Origin of the sequence: Ruegeria sp. HU-ET01832 (genome assembly GCF_040371315.1) — a bacterium.
GTDB classification, from domain to species: Bacteria; Pseudomonadota; Alphaproteobacteria; order Rhodobacterales; family Rhodobacteraceae; genus Ruegeria; species Ruegeria lacuscaerulensis_A.
Genome location: NZ_BAABWL010000013.1, coordinates 25,427 through 41,954, shown reverse-complemented (window position 1 = coordinate 41,954; position 16,528 = coordinate 25,427). Strand labels below are relative to the sequence as shown.

At 55.8% G+C, this 16,528-nt stretch carries 16 protein-coding genes; 2 read left to right on the top strand and 14 right to left on the bottom strand.

All coding sequences use genetic code 11. From position 1 onward, the window contains the following. A partial coding sequence (locus ABWV79_RS22180; RefSeq protein ID WP_502949877.1) for a site-specific integrase occupies positions 1 to 778 on the top strand: 778 nt, incomplete at its 5' end. 422 nt (positions 779 to 1,200) lie between these two features. Here ABWV79_RS22180 and ABWV79_RS22175 read toward each other — a convergent pair. Both ABWV79_RS22175 and ABWV79_RS22170 read right to left on the bottom strand, forming a co-directional pair. Then, positions 1,201 to 1,449 carry a hypothetical protein gene (locus tag ABWV79_RS22175; protein WP_353394984.1) on the bottom strand — a complete coding sequence of 83 codons (249 nt, stop codon included), beginning with the start codon at positions 1,447 to 1,449 and terminating at the stop codon, positions 1,201 to 1,203. A gap of 39 nt (positions 1,450 to 1,488) precedes the next feature. Next, the gene (locus tag ABWV79_RS22170) at positions 1,489 to 3,348 is read right to left on the bottom strand and encodes a Na/Pi cotransporter family protein (protein ID WP_353394982.1); all 1,860 of its coding nucleotides are present in this window, start codon (positions 3,346 to 3,348) and stop codon (positions 1,489 to 1,491) included. Between the two features lie 262 nt (positions 3,349 to 3,610). Here ABWV79_RS22170 and ABWV79_RS22165 point away from each other — a divergent pair, with 262 nt between their 5' ends. After that, a complete protein-coding gene (locus ABWV79_RS22165) occupies positions 3,611 to 5,176 on the top strand; it encodes an inorganic phosphate transporter (protein WP_353394980.1) in 1,566 nt (521 codons plus the stop codon). A gap of 604 nt (positions 5,177 to 5,780) precedes the next feature. On the opposite strand, the gene ABWV79_RS22160 is transcribed toward ABWV79_RS22165, so the two are convergent. The 12 genes from ABWV79_RS22160 to ABWV79_RS22105 all read right to left on the bottom strand — a co-directional run bounded on the left by ABWV79_RS22160 (position 5,781) and on the right by ABWV79_RS22105 (position 16,517). Then, positions 5,781 to 6,437, bottom strand: coding sequence for a hypothetical protein (locus ABWV79_RS22160; RefSeq protein ID WP_353394977.1), 657 nt, complete (start codon positions 6,435 to 6,437; stop codon positions 5,781 to 5,783). A 118-nt stretch (positions 6,438 to 6,555) separates the two neighbouring features. After that, a complete protein-coding gene (locus ABWV79_RS22155) occupies positions 6,556 to 6,969 on the bottom strand; it encodes a DUF2924 domain-containing protein (protein WP_353394975.1) in 414 nt (137 codons plus the stop codon). Further along, entirely contained in the window at positions 6,966 to 7,229 is a 264-nt protein-coding gene (locus ABWV79_RS22150; RefSeq protein ID WP_353394973.1) for a DUF3489 domain-containing protein, read from the bottom strand. Before ABWV79_RS22150 ends, ABWV79_RS22155 begins: the two co-directional genes overlap by 4 nt. A 480-nt stretch (positions 7,230 to 7,709) precedes the next feature. Further along, positions 7,710 to 8,540: a 3-oxoadipate:acetyl-CoA acetyltransferase gene (locus ABWV79_RS22145; RefSeq protein ID WP_170353296.1), complete on the bottom strand. Its 831-nt coding sequence runs from the start codon at positions 8,538 to 8,540 to the stop codon at positions 7,710 to 7,712. Between the two features lies 1 nt (position 8,541). Beyond that, positions 8,542 to 9,426, bottom strand: a complete 885-nt coding sequence (locus ABWV79_RS22140; protein WP_170353295.1) for an intradiol ring-cleavage dioxygenase — start codon at positions 9,424 to 9,426, stop codon at positions 8,542 to 8,544. Positions 9,427 to 9,464: 38 nt separating this feature from the next. Then, positions 9,465 to 11,222, bottom strand: coding sequence for an FAD-dependent oxidoreductase (locus ABWV79_RS22135; RefSeq protein WP_353394971.1), 1,758 nt, complete (start codon positions 11,220 to 11,222; stop codon positions 9,465 to 9,467). Positions 11,223 to 11,250: 28 nt separating this feature from the next. Further along, the gene (locus tag ABWV79_RS22130) at positions 11,251 to 11,832 is read right to left on the bottom strand and encodes a VOC family protein (protein WP_170528642.1); all 582 of its coding nucleotides are present in this window, start codon (positions 11,830 to 11,832) and stop codon (positions 11,251 to 11,253) included. A 3-nt stretch (positions 11,833 to 11,835) separates the two neighbouring features. Beyond that, positions 11,836 to 12,903, bottom strand: a complete 1,068-nt coding sequence (locus tag ABWV79_RS22125; protein ID WP_170353292.1) for a branched-chain amino acid ABC transporter permease — start codon at positions 12,901 to 12,903, stop codon at positions 11,836 to 11,838. Further along, positions 12,903 to 13,766 carry a branched-chain amino acid ABC transporter permease gene (locus ABWV79_RS22120; protein ID WP_170353291.1) on the bottom strand — a complete coding sequence of 288 codons (864 nt, stop codon included), beginning with the start codon at positions 13,764 to 13,766 and terminating at the stop codon, positions 12,903 to 12,905. The genes ABWV79_RS22125 and ABWV79_RS22120 overlap by 1 nt, the downstream gene beginning before the upstream one ends. Continuing rightward, positions 13,763 to 14,473, bottom strand: coding sequence for an ABC transporter ATP-binding protein (locus ABWV79_RS22115; RefSeq protein ID WP_170353290.1), 711 nt, complete (start codon positions 14,471 to 14,473; stop codon positions 13,763 to 13,765). Before ABWV79_RS22115 ends, ABWV79_RS22120 begins: the two co-directional genes overlap by 4 nt. Next, entirely contained in the window at positions 14,473 to 15,192 is a 720-nt protein-coding gene (locus tag ABWV79_RS22110; RefSeq protein WP_170528640.1) for an ABC transporter ATP-binding protein, read from the bottom strand. Before ABWV79_RS22110 ends, ABWV79_RS22115 begins: the two co-directional genes overlap by 1 nt. A 50-nt stretch (positions 15,193 to 15,242) precedes the next feature. Next, complete coding sequence (locus tag ABWV79_RS22105) at positions 15,243 to 16,517, bottom strand: ABC transporter substrate-binding protein (protein ID WP_170528638.1); 1,275 nt, start codon at positions 16,515 to 16,517, stop codon at positions 15,243 to 15,245. Positions 16,518 to 16,528 lie beyond the last annotated feature (11 nt).

The window sequence follows — 16,528 nt, the reverse complement described above, 5'->3', positions numbered from 1 at the left end:
TGCCCAACTGTCCCCGATGATCGGCAAGTCGGAGCGGACCCGTGGGCTGACCCTGGACCAACTGGTTGCGTACTCGTCCCGGGGGTCGGTGACAATAACCGCCAGAACCCAGCGGCGGATCTGGTCTCAGGTCAATCACTTCCTCGACTGGGTGGTCTATGAGGGGCATCTGGAACAGAACCCCTTTCGAACCGTTCTCTTCGATCGCAAGGTAAGCCCTCAACCTTATGCCGTTCCGACCGACGATGAAGTCGTGCGATTGCTAGGAGCCAACGACCGGGAGTTACATCCTGTTCTGCTGACCTGTCTGCTGTCAGGAATGCGAGTAGGGGAAGCGGTCGGCTTGCTTCGGGAAGACCTCGTGACCAAGGGCAACCTCGGTTGCTTCGTCCATGTTCAGCCCAATGAACTGAGACTGCTGAAGACCGACGCTGCGGAGAGACTGGTTCCGGTTCACCCGGTGCTGGAGGAGACGTTCCGGCAACTGCCTATCCATGGGCCTCTGTTCCCTGACCTTACCGTGGCGCATGTCACCAAGGGGTTCGCGAGACTGAGACATAGGCTGGACTTGGAGCGACCGGGTCTGGTGTTTCACTCGACTCGAAAGTGGTTTGTGACCCAGTGCGAACGAACAGGTGTTCCCGAACATTTCACGGCCTCTCTGGTTGGTCACCAATCGGCGCGGTCGGAGAACGGGATCACCTACGGGATTTATTCGGCTGGCATCAGCGACGAGCAGCGGCGGTCGATCGTTGACCAGATCCAACTGCCGACATGACCTTCCCCGACATTGATGCGTTCGAGGAGCGAGCTGCTATCGCTGAGTTCGATGGCGGGTGCACCCGTAAAGCTGCGGAAGATCTGGCTGCTCGTGCTCAGGGGTTTCGTGATGCGGAATCCTACTGGCAATGGCTGGCTGACTACGTCGTCAACCGAAGACCACCCTGACAACTATCCCTCGGCGGCCCTTAGCGGGTTGCCGGGGGATCTGCGCTTTGTTTTCTTTTTTGTCAAAGTGGACATTCGCTTCAAGTTAAACGAACGACTGCTTTGCGGACAAACCTGCCGTTCGGTGCTCAAACAGAATTGACGGATAAGAACACTTAAACGCGTTGTTTGAGCATACTGGCATCAGGCTCAAATTGGTTGCGAAGTCTCTCAGCACGACTCAAACCAATTTCTAGAGGCAGGACCAGCGTATTAGTCGATCTCCCTCAATAGCCACTCCGCCCGTTTGACGCTCTCGTGCGCTGTTCCGAGTTTTCGAACCAGCCTGGCTTTCCTATCAGAATTCTTTTCAATATGAATTTCGGCCTCAATATCTGCTGCCTTCTTGCGCAGCTTCTTGAGTACCTTTTGAACATGGCTGGATTTAATTTTCTCCGCTTTGCCCGCCTCAAGACGCGAGTTGTACTCGACCATTTTTTCGGCAAGTTTTTTCAATCCCATCTTAACCCCCCCCGCAGATCGTCGCACAATTTCAGCATGCTATTTGCTTTCTACGACTTTACTGTGACGTTTTTCGGATTCGTCTTCCTTAGAGAGCGCATCGGTTTCAATCTGATACTCACCCAGTTCTTCTTCTTCCAAAGCCAACAAACGTTCGACTTCGGCCATAGCGCTGTCTCGTTCGATGTAAAAGGTTCTCGCTGCTTCGATCAGTTTACGCATCGCGCTGTAGGCATAGTCCGAGTCGTTTAGAAATGAAGTTGCGGCATCGGGAGTGAGTTGGTTTTTTCGAATGAGATGTTCTACACGGCGCGCAGCGGTCCGGGCATCCTCTTCTACTTGTGCACGTTCCTGATCAAGCCAGAGCGCACTACGCTCATCCGGTTCCGAGTTTTCAAGTTTTTGAATTTCGACGAGTATTCTGGCAATTTCAGTACGGAGGCCATCATACAGTTCGGTTGCACTCCCGGACAACCGTACAGTGTGACGCAAGATATTCTTTCGCAGGTGTTTGACCGACTTAACCGCTTGAACGATGTCACCGGCGATATCCCTCAGTGCATAAACACGTTCCGCAACGTCTGGTTCGACACGTTTTTCCCCGACGCGCGTCGAGAATTCTACAATTGCAGAATAGAGCGTCTTGATCTTGCGCCGGTAGCTTTCCTCGATATCCATGTCGGTAGGTGTTCGACTGCTGCGAACCACCTCTGCAACGCTGTTCGCGCCAAGTACATCCTTCTTATGCAGATTCAGGCCATGCAAGATCAACGTCATCGCGTTTTCGTAGAGATGCATGACTTCCTTTCGAAGTGCGATCTCAAGAGTCTGTGGGAAATCATCGGCCGCATCGTTCAGGTACCGCGGTTGACTGACATCGGGGGTTGGTTCGACGATACTGCGTTCAAGAAAGGAAATCAGCCAACGCATCAATGGTAACATGAGCAAGACGCCGAGCACGTTAAAGATGGTATGGAACACCGCCAACTTCAGAGCATAATCTTCCGCACCGATGCCCACGGTACCACTGATCAGGTCGACCGTCTCACTCAGCGGGACTATGAAAATCAAAGCTACCGCCGCAGTCGTTGTATTGAAGATCAGGTGCGCCAATGCGAGTCGCTTGCCCTGAAAATTGGCGCTGATCGAGCCAATAATCGCCGTAATCGTGGTTCCAATATTAGCCCCGATCGCCAGAGCCAGCGCGTTTTCATAGCTTATTTGTGAAGCGGCAAGCGCGGTGAGAGTAAGCACCATCGTCGCGTGGCTCGACTGCATAATCACGGTTGCGGCAGTCCCCAACAAACAATAGACCACCAGCCCCCAAAACCCCGACAAAGCAAATCGCATTAGGTCGACCTGATCCTTGAACGCGTCGAAACCCTCTTTCATGTAATGAATGCCTAAAAACAGAAAACCCAGTCCTCCAAGGGCGTAACCAATCCCACGGAGCACCTTCGGCTTCTGAAACACAAGAATTATGCTAAGGCCGATAATTGGCATGGCATAGGTTGCGATATTCACCTTTAATCCTAGCCCGGCGACCAACCACGCACCCGTCGTCGTTCCGATATTGGCCCCAAAGATTATCCCCACCCCACCGACCAGAGAAATAAGGTCCGCACTTAAAAACGAAATCGTTATGACCGAAACCAGTGAGCTGGACTGCAACAACGCAGTAGAGACGAAACCGAATAAGAGAGATCGCGAAACGGATTTTGTCGCCCGCTGAAGCATTCGTTCTAGTGTTCCGCCTCCAAGTAGCTTGAAGCCGTCTTCAAGCATAAGCATGCCAAACAAAAATATAGCGATCCCAGCTGCAACCACCTGCGCGTCAGGACTTACCCAAAAGGCAATTAGTAGCGCGCCAATTGCGACCGGTAGGTAGTACTTGATCATTCAATCAGTCCAAATTTTTTGGATCGCAAAGACACCGCATGGCGCGAATTTCGACCTACAGGAAGACCGCACACTAACCTCAACCAACGTTCGTGCAGCGCCAAGATTCTCAGCAGATACCACACCCCAAACCCGGGCGCTTTCTGACCTCGATGTTTCTACTACCGCAACGTACATGTCTCATTGATTCAAATCATGGCGTAGGAACTCTACTTGCCCAAATGTTTGGACTGACTTGCTACATGAGACCGATCGACCAAACATGTTGAGAACTGAAAGAGTAGAAAAAGCAGTTCGCCTAAACCGGGAAGAACTGTTCCGGTTTGGTACGGCTCTGCTCTTCATCGTCGGCATCATGCTGGTAGCAATGGCCAGATCAGAAGGCGGAACAGACGGAGTGCTCTTGATCGTCGCCGCAATGATCGGTGGATACATGGCTATGAACATTGGCGCGAACGACGTAGCGAACAATGTTGGCCCCGCCGTCGGGTCCCAAGCAATTACTTTGACCGGCGCTATCCTGATTGCGGCTTTCTTTGAAGCAGGCGGCGCCATGATTGCGGGGGGCGATGTTGTCGGCACAATAAAAAAAGGCATTATCGACCCGGACTTGGTGGCGGACCGAGACACATTCATCTGGCTGATGACGGCGGCTCTACTCGCGGCAGCGGTGTGGCTGAACTTCGCCACAGCTGTCGGTGCCCCGGTTTCCACAACGCATTCAATCGTCGGTGGCGTACTTGGGGCTGGGATAGCTGCAGCCGGTTGGAGCATAGCGGACTGGTATCAGGTTGGGATGATCGCGGCGAGTTGGATTATTTCTCCCGTCCTTGGAGGAGTCATTGCGGCAACTTTCCTTTACGTCATCAAGCGCACAATAACCTATAAATCGGATGTATTGACTGCAGCCAACCGAATGGTGCCATTCCTTGTTGCCGTTATGGCGTGGGCCTTCGGCACGTATCTTATGCTCAAAGGTGTGAAGAAGTTGGTGAAGGTCGACTTCCCTACAGCCCTGGTGATTGGCCTGTTGCTTGCGATCGTCGTTTACTTTCTTATTCGTCCGTATGTCGCAAACACGACAAAGCGTCTGGAAAACAAAAAATCAAGCGTGAACGATCTCTTCACCGTTCCGCTAATCTTCGCAGCAGCGCTCCTGAGTTTTGCTCATGGTGCCAATGACGTCGCCAATGCAGTGGGCCCACTAGCCGGTATCAACGAAGCGATCGCCGCCGGTGCCGTGGCCACGAAAGCCTCTATTCCGATATGGGTAATGGCGGTTGGAGCCATAGGCATTTCACTCGGTCTCGCGCTTTATGGACCCAAATTGATCCGAACCGTAGGAAGCGAGATCACCGAACTTGATAAAATGCGCGCATATTGCATCGCGATGGCGGCGGCGATTACGGTTATTGTCGCCTCGCAGCTGGGGTTACCAGTCAGTTCCACCCATATCGCTGTTGGGGGTGTATTCGGGGTCGGATTCTTGCGTGAATACATCAAGTCCAGCTACGCCCGCATGCTGGACGAAATTAGAGAGCACCACGCCGACCATGACCCAGAAGCGGTTGAAGCATTCCTCGAGAGATTTGAAGCTGCTGACGTCACGACTAAGGGCGAGATATTGCGCGATATGAAGGCACAGGCTTCCTCCGACCGAGTTTTGGCTAAGAAAGAACGAAAAGCTCTCGGCAGGGTGCACCGGATCGAATTGGTCAAGCGAAACCTATTGCTCCGAATTGCAGCTGCATGGGTTATCACGGTCCCTTTGGCAGGCACTCTTGCAGCTATGTTCTTTTTCATGATCCGCGGAATGTTGTTGCCTTAGGTATTCTGAATCAAACCTAGAGAGACTACGGCTTTTCGTTTGACAGGCTTCAATCGCCTCGGGCTTTGATACTAATTTATATCGATTGCGACCGTCCACATTGGGCTCTCACCAGTCGTTCGCTGCATCACGCCTTAACGTCCGCTCCGCCCCAACCCGCCAGCACCAGCAACCAGCCTTCAGCCCCCGGAACGACTCGTCAGCGGTCGTCTCAGCGCCACTGGGCGGTTCTTTAGCGGTCTCGACAGCACGGGTCGGCACTCGTAAAGGGGTATGTTAGCGGCTCCAAATGCCCCGTGCTCACTCGTCCTTCGTCCTCGTTCCGCCCCAGAAACCGCCCCAGAAACCGCCCCAGTTCCGGTCACCAGTTGGAAAAGCCTATAACAATCATAGGACGGCAAGGATTCCTACCACCCCAGCCACCCACTCACTAATCTTCAGCTCACGAGAGTTTGCGTCGATATTGCTGCGTGATTTCCGCACCTTGGCTCAAGCAACTTTCGACATAGACATGGGATAAGCAGTAAAAACGGCCGATTTCGACCCTTAATCTCAGTTTGCCAATTCGGCGGTACGAGTTTGGTAGATTTTGGAGAGGTTTTGCTCAGAGCTTAGCAAACCGTTCGCGTTGCTCAGACCAGAGAGCCGGGACGCCTGACCTGATGAGATAGTTAGACGTGAGGCCATCCGGCTGTTCGCCTAATGCGATGGAGTCGAGAATGTCCGGCGCCAGCATCGCCAGATCGACTACATCCTGAACGCGGCGCTTGGATGTGCTTTCCGTCTTTGCGATTTCGGTAAAGGTCTTTCCGCTCTTGATCATAGCCATCCACCGCTGCGCTTTGACGATGTTCTGAACCAGAGTGAGATCCGCCTCCGAGGGTGCGTCTCCCAGATGTAACTTCAGCTCGACTCCTCGTCGGCGCATCCGGAACGGAGCTTCGATGCACAGGGCAGATATGTCTAACCGATCTAGTTTGCACTCAAGCTGCTCGGCTATTTCCCTGTGGCCAAGAAGAACAGTCACCTGGCCTGGTTTGAGATCAACTCGCGCGACAAGAGCAAGGCACTGTTTCGCACTTTGAATGGATTGCAATTTCGTGGAGATGCCCGGGATCTCTGCAGCAGATACGTCCCGCAGGAGGGCTATAGCAAAATCCGGACAGCTCAGGTTTTTTCTGATGACGTCAGCGATCAAAGTTTCCAGTTCATCCGCAGGCAGACGCCAAGCATCTGGATGCTTCTGGCTGCGGCCCTTCACCAGTCGGTGGGAGATGTAGTACCGCAGGCCTCTCTTTGCGCATCCAGAGAGTTGAAGTCTTGCTCAAGCCCTTCTTCCGAGCTCTTGCGGGTATAGATCGCACAGCGGACCCTGCGCATCACTGGACCCCGAAGAAGCGCGGGCCGGACCAATGGGCGCCGGTGATATACTGGGCGATGGCTGACAGCGAACGCCAGGTTTTACCGTCCATGACGTACCCACCCTCAACGACCTCGACCTGGTAAGTCCGCCCGTTCCATTCTCGAACAAGCTGAGAACCGGGCTTGGCGGTCGTGGTCAACGTTTTCCCAGCTGCAATCTGCTTCAGTCGCCGGGTGGTTTTAACAGACACACCGCCCAGCGCCCTGTTCTGCGTTTCCCAGATTAGCACCCGCTTCATGAACTGTGGCGAAAGATACTTCGGTGGTGAGCGCCCGAAGGTCTCTCGCCATCGGTCGAGGCACGCTGCGCGATTAAGGGCTTCGATCTCTGATATTTGGATCGAAACATCTTCGTTTTGCTCCGCTTTCATTGGTTGCCCTGCATTTCGACAATTCGGTAGATCGATCCCTTGTCGGTCTCCGCCCTGTCGACCACACGTCCTGCTTTGCGCTGCGCGTATATCGCCGCCCGAGTCGTATGCGGTTGCCAGCCGAAGGTCTGTTGAAGTTGTGCGATTGTGACGCCGGACTTCCGCGTCAGCATTTTGTACAGCTGCTTTTGGCGGGTCGGCTTTTTGGCAACCTTCGTGTTTCTGTCCGAATTTTGGGTTGCCGCAATTGGTGTTGTCATCGTGTTTCTCCACTCTGAGGGCAAAGGTTTATTCCTCGCCCTGTACTGAGTGGAGCCCAGTGATCCCGGGCATGTTCGACACAGACAGTACCGCTCTGAACCGTCGTGAAGTCCAGTCCATTCAAGGAGAAAGCCCGAACTTTTTTAGATCAGTGGGTAATGGCTTCCGTGCCCACTTTCCGACCACAAGCGGTCATCTGACGGAAAGACTCAGATGACTGCATCGAGCCCATCTTGACCGATTCTGCGCGACGCACGAACGGGCGTGAACCACGTTTTGCCGCCATTTGTTATGGTTAGTAAGGTCCCAGAGCTGCCCTTGAGGACTGTTTTCAAATGCTGCATTCGCAGTTCGCATTGCTGCCGTTCGCTGCACCTGCTTGATCTCGGTAGCGATAGACGTCTGTACAGTGGACCTTGCAGTCCTCCGATTCTTGCACTGGATGGCGGCAGTCAGCTAAACGCTGACCTCGTCAATTTTCACCTGGACGACAAACCGAGTATCGCTCGTGCCTGCGTAGGTGTTGCGACTGGTCGGCCGTACTGAACGCAGATATCCGACGTGCGTTCGACCAATGCGGCGTTCGATGAGGCCAAAGTTTTTTTGTCCAGACGCACATTGTCTTCCAGACCCGTTCGTGCATGGCCTCCGGACGAAATTGCCCATTCGTTCAAAACAATCTGTTGCGCCCCAATCCCGGCGGCGCACCAGGGGGCGCCAGGGAATAGTCTATTGACAGTTTTTACATAGAAATCAAAAATCTCACGGTCTGCCGGCATCGCGTTTTGGACACCCATGACAAATTGCACATAAGGCGTATCTTTGATTTGCCCTTTCCGATGCATGTCAGCCGCCTTCAGAATGTGACTCAGATCGAAGGCTTCGATCTCAGGCTTGACGCCATAGGTCACCATTTCCGCCGCCAACCAGTCGACCAGATCAGGCGGGTTTTCATACACGCGCGTTGGAAAGTTGTTCGACCCCACCGACAAGGAGGCCATATCCGGCCGCAATGGCAACATGCCACCCCGCGTCTTGCCCGCACCGGACCGCCCGCCTGTCGAAAACTGAATGATCATGCCGGGGCAGTGTTTCTCCAACCCCTCTTTCAATCTTGCGAATTTGTCAGGATCGCTTGACGGCGTTTCGTCTTCATTGCGCACATGTGCGTGGCAGATGGTTGCCCCCGCTTCGAACGCTTGCTGGGTGCTTTCGATTTGTTCTTCGACGGTTATTGGCACGGCCGGGTTATTGGCCTTTGTGGGCAAAGACCCGGTTATCGCGACGCAAATGATGCACGGCTCGCCCATGTCACACCTCTTGGGGTGCCAGGACGAAATCAAATTCGACATCCCAATACGGACCGTCGAAGCCAACTTGCTCGGAGCGTACCGGGTCATCGACGCGGTTGAACTCGGCAATCAGACTTTCTTTGACACCAAAAACGGAATCCGAATGGAGATATTTGTCCTCGGGGTCAAAAATGTGGGTTGTCAGTTCGTCATACCCATCCTTTGACACAATGTAGTGCAAATGGGCCGGGCGAAACGGATGGCGACCCAACCGGTTCAACAAATCTCCGACGGGGCCATCGTCAGGAATAGAATAATGTTTGGGCCTGACAGCGCGGAACCAGTATTTTCCGTCCGGTCCCGTTCTAAAAACACCGCGCAGGTTAAAGTCGGGTTGGATGCCTTTTTGCTGAACGTCATAGAACCCTTCGTCGTTTGCCTGCCAGACGTCGATTTTGACGCCTTCCAGCGCGTTGCCATCAACATCTGTCACGCGCCCCCGCACCACCATATCTTCGCCCTTCTGGTCGAGGCATATGTTGTGGCCCATTGCATATTCAGGGGCATCGCCGACGTGAAATGGGCCCAACACAGTGTTCTCCGAAGCACCAGAGGGGCGGCGGGAATTTACAGCATCCACCAACATCGACACGCCCAAAACATCGGACAAAAGTATGAACTCTTGCCTCCAGTCGTCGCACATATGACCAATCTTGGTGAGGAACATGATGGCTTCGAACCATTCCTGCTGCGTCGGTTCGATTTCTTTAACCGCTTCATGAAGCTTGCGGGTGATCACCTCCATCACCTCTTTAAGCCTTTCGCTTTCCGCATTTTTGTTGCGGGCCGCAACCACCTCGGCCGAGTTTTCCTCGGTGAAGTATCCCATCTCATGCGAGTCCATTGTGATCTCCTAACCTGTAAAACCTGATCCGTTTCTGTTTATCGCGAAAGGACTGTGGTCAGAGCGCGACGCAGTTCGGCTTCGGCATCCTCAACCATATCGGTCGAGCGCCAAGCGATGTGTTGATCAGGACGGACCAGCAAACAGCCCGTATCCGAAATTTCCGATGCGCGCGCCCAATCCCCGGTGTGGTCAACATAGGTCTGGCGCGGGCCGATGACGTGACAGCGAATGGGCATTCCCAGCTCATTTGAGACGGTCTCGGCCGCTGCTACCCAGGCCTCGCCACCAATTCCGGTCAGCACGGTGAATTCTCCGCGACCACACAAATCCAGAGTTGAATGCTTGTTCCCTGTATCATGATCAAACACCCAGACATGTGGAATACGCGCGCCGGGCCAAGTCGTCGGCTGGAAGTGGAGTTCGGCGTCCTGATAGAAACCGGGGTTCGGTTGGCCATCTGTTTCAATTGCGCGGGAATCGTAACGTTGATTCATTTCGACACCGTGGGCGTCGAATTCATATTTCTTGAAGGCAATGGCCTCGCGGATTGCCTGTCTTTGCGCCGCAGCTTCCGGCGTTGACCCGGTCCTTGCCTCAAGGTTGCTTTGCATGACCTGCGGGTCGACCCCTTCGGCCATGCCAAGCGCTTCGAAGATCGGTCCGAATTCACCAATCGACTGGTTGGCCCGCGTGACGATCTGCTTTGCCACCGGTGCGCGTTCCTCGCTGTAGCTGTCCAACAAGCGTTTTCCAGCATGACCTTTCAATACGGCCGCCAGCTTCCACGCGAGGTTAAAGCTGTCCTGGATCGACGTGTTCGACCCGAGCCCGTTGGATGGTGGGTGTCGGTGTGCCGCGTCACCCATAATGAACACGCGATCCTTCTGCATATGGGTCGCGTACATGTTGTTGACGGTCCAGGTGTTGGCACTGATCAGTTCGATCTCAAGCTCGGGATCGCCAACCAATTGCCGTGCTACTTGCGTGGCCATCGCCTCATCAACTTCGGGGGCTGGTTGATTGATGTCATAGCCCCAGACAATGAGCCATTCGTTCCACGGGCGGACCATGCGGACCAGACCCATGCCGATGCCACCCACATTTGCGCCGGGTTGCATCACCCAGTAGAGAACCGATGGGCGATGCGCGACGTATTTTCTGAGATCCGCGCGGAACAGGATGTTCATCGAACCACCGACACCCATCTGGCCTTCAAAAGGTAGCCCCTCATGTTCGGCGACCAGAGAATTGCCCCCGTCCGCACCGACAAGGTACTTCGACCGGATGGTGATCTCTTCACCCGACAACCGATCAAGGCACGTCGTCGTCACTCCATCTGCGTCTTGCTCATGACGCAAGTATTCAGTGCTCATGCGCGCCTGCGTGCCGCGGCGACAGGCCGTGCCGAACAGGATCGGCTCCATGAACGTCTGCGGTAGGTCGTTCATCATGGTCGGGCTGGACAACAGGTGTTCGGCCTTGGACAGGGGATGGTTGCCCCAGCTTTTCATGCGCCCAATTTCTTCACCGGCAAGGCTTTCGCAGAACACGTTCTCGCCCATCAGGTCCTGATGCGCCGCGTGCATGTAGGCTTCGGCCTCGACCTCGTGACCAAGGTCGCGCAGCACCTCCATCGTGCGCTGATTGGTGATATGTGCCCGCGGCGTATTGGCCAGCCAGCGATAGCGGTTGATGACCATGTTCTCGACGCCATAGCTGGACAGCAAAGCCGCCGTTGCAGACCCCGCCGGGCCGGTCCCGATGATCAGGACATCCGTTGTAATGGTGGCCATAAGCTCTCTCCCTTGTTCTTTGAATGTCTCAGGACCGCGGATCCCAAAGGCGGCCGTCATATTCGGCCTCATAGGCTTTGCCGTCCGGGTAGGTGACCAGTTCAAGCTGCATGCCCCAGGGGGCGAGGAAATAGACCCAGGTCTCGCCAGCACTTGGGCCGTCGGTCATGGTTGTCGGGTTGCCGAGGACCTGAATGCCCTTGTCCTGCAAATAGCTGACGGCACCTTCCATATCGGTGGTGTAGAACGCGATGTGATGCCCGCCGATATCCGAGTTGCGCGGTAGCTTCGTATCCTGATCGGGCGCCGTATATTCGAAGATTTCGAAATTGGCGCCGTCGCCACAGCGCACCAGCCGCATCGTCGGGATTTCGGCTTTGGCATCGACGTTCAGATGCTCCGCCATCCAGGTGCTGTCACCGCCCGAGAACGGTCCCAACGGGTAGAACACATTGCATCCGATCACGTCCTGAAAGAAGGTGACAGCCTCATCAACGCTCGGGACAGTAAATCCCACGTGGTCTGTGCCCGTCATTCCCGGCAGGGAGCTGCCAGCAAGTGCGCCAGTTCCAAGTGCTGCGGCCGCGACCGTCAACGCGATTGTTTTCATGGATCAATCCTCCTTGTTCGACTGCGCGCCAATCACCAAACGACGGCGCACGGGGAATATTTGAAGTCCGGTTTTTTCGGTGATCAGCCCCCAGAGGCCGCGCGGGGCGAAGAGCATGACGGCGATCCCGATCAGACCAAGCACCATGAGGTACCAGGAGCCGTAGTCGGCCAGCAGGCTCTGCAATATGAAGAAGATCAGCACGCCCAGGATTGGGCCTTCAATGGTCCCGATGCCTCCGATAACAACGATGAAAATCACGTAAGCGGTCCAGTCGGTGACCGAGAACGCCGCATCAGGTGAAATCCGCAACTTTTGAACGTAGATCAGCGCGCCGGTCAGCCCGGTTCCTGCGGCTGAGACCAAGTAGACCAGCCATTTCATCCGCACCGCATCGACGCCAACAGACTTAGCCGCTTCAACGTTGTCCCGTACCGCCGCCAGCGCCAGCCCACGCTTCGTTCTGAGCAGCCAGTAGATGCCCGCAATCGTTGCGATCACCAGCGCCAAGGCCAACCAATACGTCAGGATATCCCGCGCTGCCGCGCCGCGAACGTCAAACGTGGTTTGGATCCACTCGGTGGCCCACATCTCACGCGTTGCGGTGCGCGGCAGAGAGGTGCCGGTGCCGCCACCGAGCACTTTCCATTGGGCCACCAGCAGGCGCATGACCTCGGCGATGACCCATGTTCCGATGGCGAAGTAAGCCCCTTGCAGGCGAAAGGCGAAGAAGGCCGTAGGTATAGCGACAATCAGGGCTGCAGCGCCGCCCAACAGGATCGCCGGAACCGGGTCCATACCCCACAGGATGACGCCGCCGAACATGGCATAGGCCCCCATACCAACAAAGGCTTGTTGTCCGACCGAGACCAAACCGCCGTACCCCGCCAGCAGGTTCCAGAACTGCGCTAGTACAAGCATGGTGAAGATGAAGAACAGGTCTTGAATCAACCCCCTGCTGGCAAACGTCGGCAGCAGGATGAACAAAATGATCAGGGCGACGCAGACAGCTCCGGCGCTGTAGGATGCGCGGGTCTGAGTCTGGACGCTGTACATTGAGGTATCAGTCATTAGTCCACCGCCCTTGGAAACAGGCCTCTGGGTTTGATCAGAAGCACGATGAGAAAGGCCAGGTGGCCAGCCAGGATTTGCCATTCGGGGTTGATCGCCGCACCAACGGTCTGCGCGAGGCCGATGATGATGCCTCCAATCAACGTGCCCCACAGGCTGCCGAGGCCGCCAATGATTACGGCTTCAAAGGCGTAGATCAGGCGCGCTGGGCCGATGTTCGGGTCAAAGTTCGCCCGCATTCCTAGATAAAGCGCCGCCAAGGTCACCACGAGCATTGCGATGGCTGTGGCATTGGCGAAGATACGTTCTGGCCGGATACCCATCAGACCCGCTGTCACCGCATCATCCGAGGTCGCGCGGAACGCTCGGCCCAACTCTGTGCGGTAGAAAAGTTGGTTCAGACCTACGATGACAAGGATAGCCGAGGCAAAGGTCAGCAGCGGCAGAACACCAAGATTCAACCCGCCTATTTGAACGGAAGCGGTTGCAATCTCACCCGCAGGCAAACGTTGGCTATCTGCTGAGAACCCTTCGAGCAGAGCATTCTGCAAGACGATCGACAGACCGAATGTCACAAGCAAAGGCGGTAGGATATCAGGCCCCAGCACTCGGTTCAGCACGTGCCTTTGCAAGGCCCAACCCACGCCAAACATGATTGGTGCGGCAATGATGGCTGCCAGAAACGGCGACAGCCCAAACAACGAGACCAATAGAAGGATCAGATAAGCTGCAAAGACGATCAGATCGCCATGGGCCAAATTGACCAAACGCATGATCCCGAACACGAGGCTCAGGCCTGCCGCGAACAGCGCATAGAGCCCGCCCAACAGAACGCCCTGAATGATGGTGTCGATCCAGATCATGCGGCGGCTCCTCCGAAATAGGCGTCGTGAATGGCTTCACGGCTGAGCGTCTCGGCGGTGCCTTCCAGCGTGACGCGACCCTCCATCATGCAGTAGACGCGATCCGCGACTTTCATCGCCTGGCCAATGTCCTGCTCCACCACGATCAGGCTGGCTCCGGCCTCCTGAATGCGGGGGACGGCGTCGTAGATGTCCTTGATGACCACAGGTGCCAGCCCGAGGCTGATCTCGTCACAGAGCAAAACGCGCGGGTTGCTCATGAGGGCGCGGCCAATTGCCACCATCTGCTGTTGCCCACCTGAGAGAGCCGTCCCCGGATGGTTGCGACGCTCTTTCAGGATCGGGAACAGGTCGTAGATCGTTTGCAAAGACCAATGGCCTGACACTTTTCGGCCATAGGTGCCGATCAGCAAATTTTCTTCGACACTGAGAGAAGGAAACAACCGACGCCCCTCGGGCACCATGGCCACTCCGCGCGCCATAATCTCGTCCGCGGCTAGGCCTCCGATGGGTTGACCGTCAAAGCGCACCTGTTCGGGCCCGTTGGTCAGAACGCCAGAGATCGAGCGCATGAGAGTCGATTTCCCGGCCCCGTTCGCGCCGATAATGGCGACGGTTTCGCCTTCGTTCAGGTGGATATCCACGCCGAACAGGGCTTGGAAATCTCCGTAATGGGCGGTCAGCGCGTGGGTTTCCAGCAGGCTCATCAGACTTCGATCCCCAGATAGATTTCTTTGACTTCCCGGCTGTTCATGATCGTGTCCGGATCGCCCAGGCCGATCACCTTGCCGAAATCCAGAACCAGCAGCCGTTCGACGACAGAGGTGAGCGCATGCAGGACGTGTTCGATCCAGATAATCGTGACACCGCTGCTGTGCAGTCCCTTGATCGTGTTGATCAGCGCGGTGCATTCCGCATCGGTCAAACCCCCGGCGATTTCGTCCAACAGCAGAAGCTTGGGGTTTGTGGCCATTGCACGCGCCAGCTCCAGCCGCTTGCGCTGTAGCAACCGCAAACCTGCTGCCGGATCATTGGCCGCATTCAGCATTTCCGTCTGTTCAAGAATACGAACGCAGTCCTGTTCGACCTCTTGTTCGGATTTGTTCTGCCCATGCGTTGCAGCCACCAGAAGATTTTCAAACACTGTCAGATGATCAAACGGTTGAGGGATCTGAAAAGAACGCCCAACACCGGATAAGCAGCGCTGCATGGGCGGCACGCGAGTGACATCTACGCCATCGAAATGGATCGATCCCGCGTCAGAGGTCAGGTTTCCGGTAATCAGGTTGAACAGCGTCGACTTCCCGGCGCCGTTCGGACCAATGATCCCAAGGGCTTGTCCTTGCTCGACGTCAAAGCTGACATCGTCGGTGACGGTCAGGGCTCCGAAGCTTTTGGAGACATTTTTGAGCGAAAGTATGGTCATACCGGTGTTCCTGCCCCGGGCTTGAGTCCGGGGCTTTGGTTTCGTTGCGATCAGGAAATTTCTTCCATCACACCCGCAGTCGGGATCTCGGGCACGGAAGAGTTGTCGACGATCACGAGGTCATAGCTGCCATTGTCGAGCAGCCTCCACTGCCCCCCAACCAGGGGCGTTTTGGCAACGTTCTGCGCAGCGAAGGGTGGCAGGCCCGCACCATCAAACGCGATCCGGCCCACGATAGAATCCAACTGCGTGGCAGCGATAGCTTCGGCTACGGCATCGCCATCGCCCGCGTCATCGACGCGGCCCATGACGTTTGCTGCCATTTCGAACAGTGCGTGCACAAAGCCGATGGGTTGGGTCCACTGGCGGCTAGTGGCAGCCATATAGCCTTGCGCCAGTTCAGCCGAGCTCGCGCCCGTCAGCGATGACGAGAATGGATGCGTGGGCGACCACCACACTTCGGAGCTCAGATTGTTGCCAGCGCTGCCCAAGACTTCGACCGCTTGCGGAAACAGGATAGCTTTACCGATGCTCGCGGCTTTCGGCGTAAAGCCTTGCTGCTTGGCCTGGCTCCAGAATGTAGTGAAATCGGGCGGGATCGGAACACCAGTCACTATCTCGACATTCGCCTGCCGGAAGGCATTGATCTGGGACGAGAAATCGTCCGTCAGGTTCTGGTACCGCCCGGGGTCGGTCAGTGTGTATCCAAGCTCGGAAAGAGCCGGCGGAAAGCCCACATTCGGATCCCCCCAGGCATTGCCGTCACCATCATTCGGGAACAAGGCGCCAACCTGTTTGTTGGTGTCCAACTGGCCCCACATCGCGGTGAAAACAGAGATCACATCTTCGAGCCCCCAGAAGAAGTGATAGGCGTAATAGAACGGCTCCCAAGATCCGGGATCGCCGGGATTGCCCTGCTGGCCGATGAACCACGGCTGCCACGGGGCAACGGTCGAAATGCAGGGCACTTCTTCGGCCTCGCAGGTTGACGCAACCGGGTTTGTCGTTTCGGGGGTTGAGGCGACCAGCATCAGGTCGATCTCGTCATCCACGATCAACTCACCCGCAACGTCGGCGGCGCGGTTCGGGTTCGACTGACTGTCCTTGACTATCACTTCGAAATTCGCGCCAGCCTCGGACGCGGCGAAATTATCCAGAATGTACGTGTCTGCTTCGGAAAAGGCAGCCAGAGGCCCTGATTGCGGGCTGACATAGCCCAGCTTGATCTTCGCGCCCTGTGCGATAGCGGGTGCGGCGAGCGCGCCGGCGGCCAGCCCGAGGCCGGTTGCGGCGCTGGATTGCAGCAATTTGCGTCGTGTGATCATGTGTCCCTCCA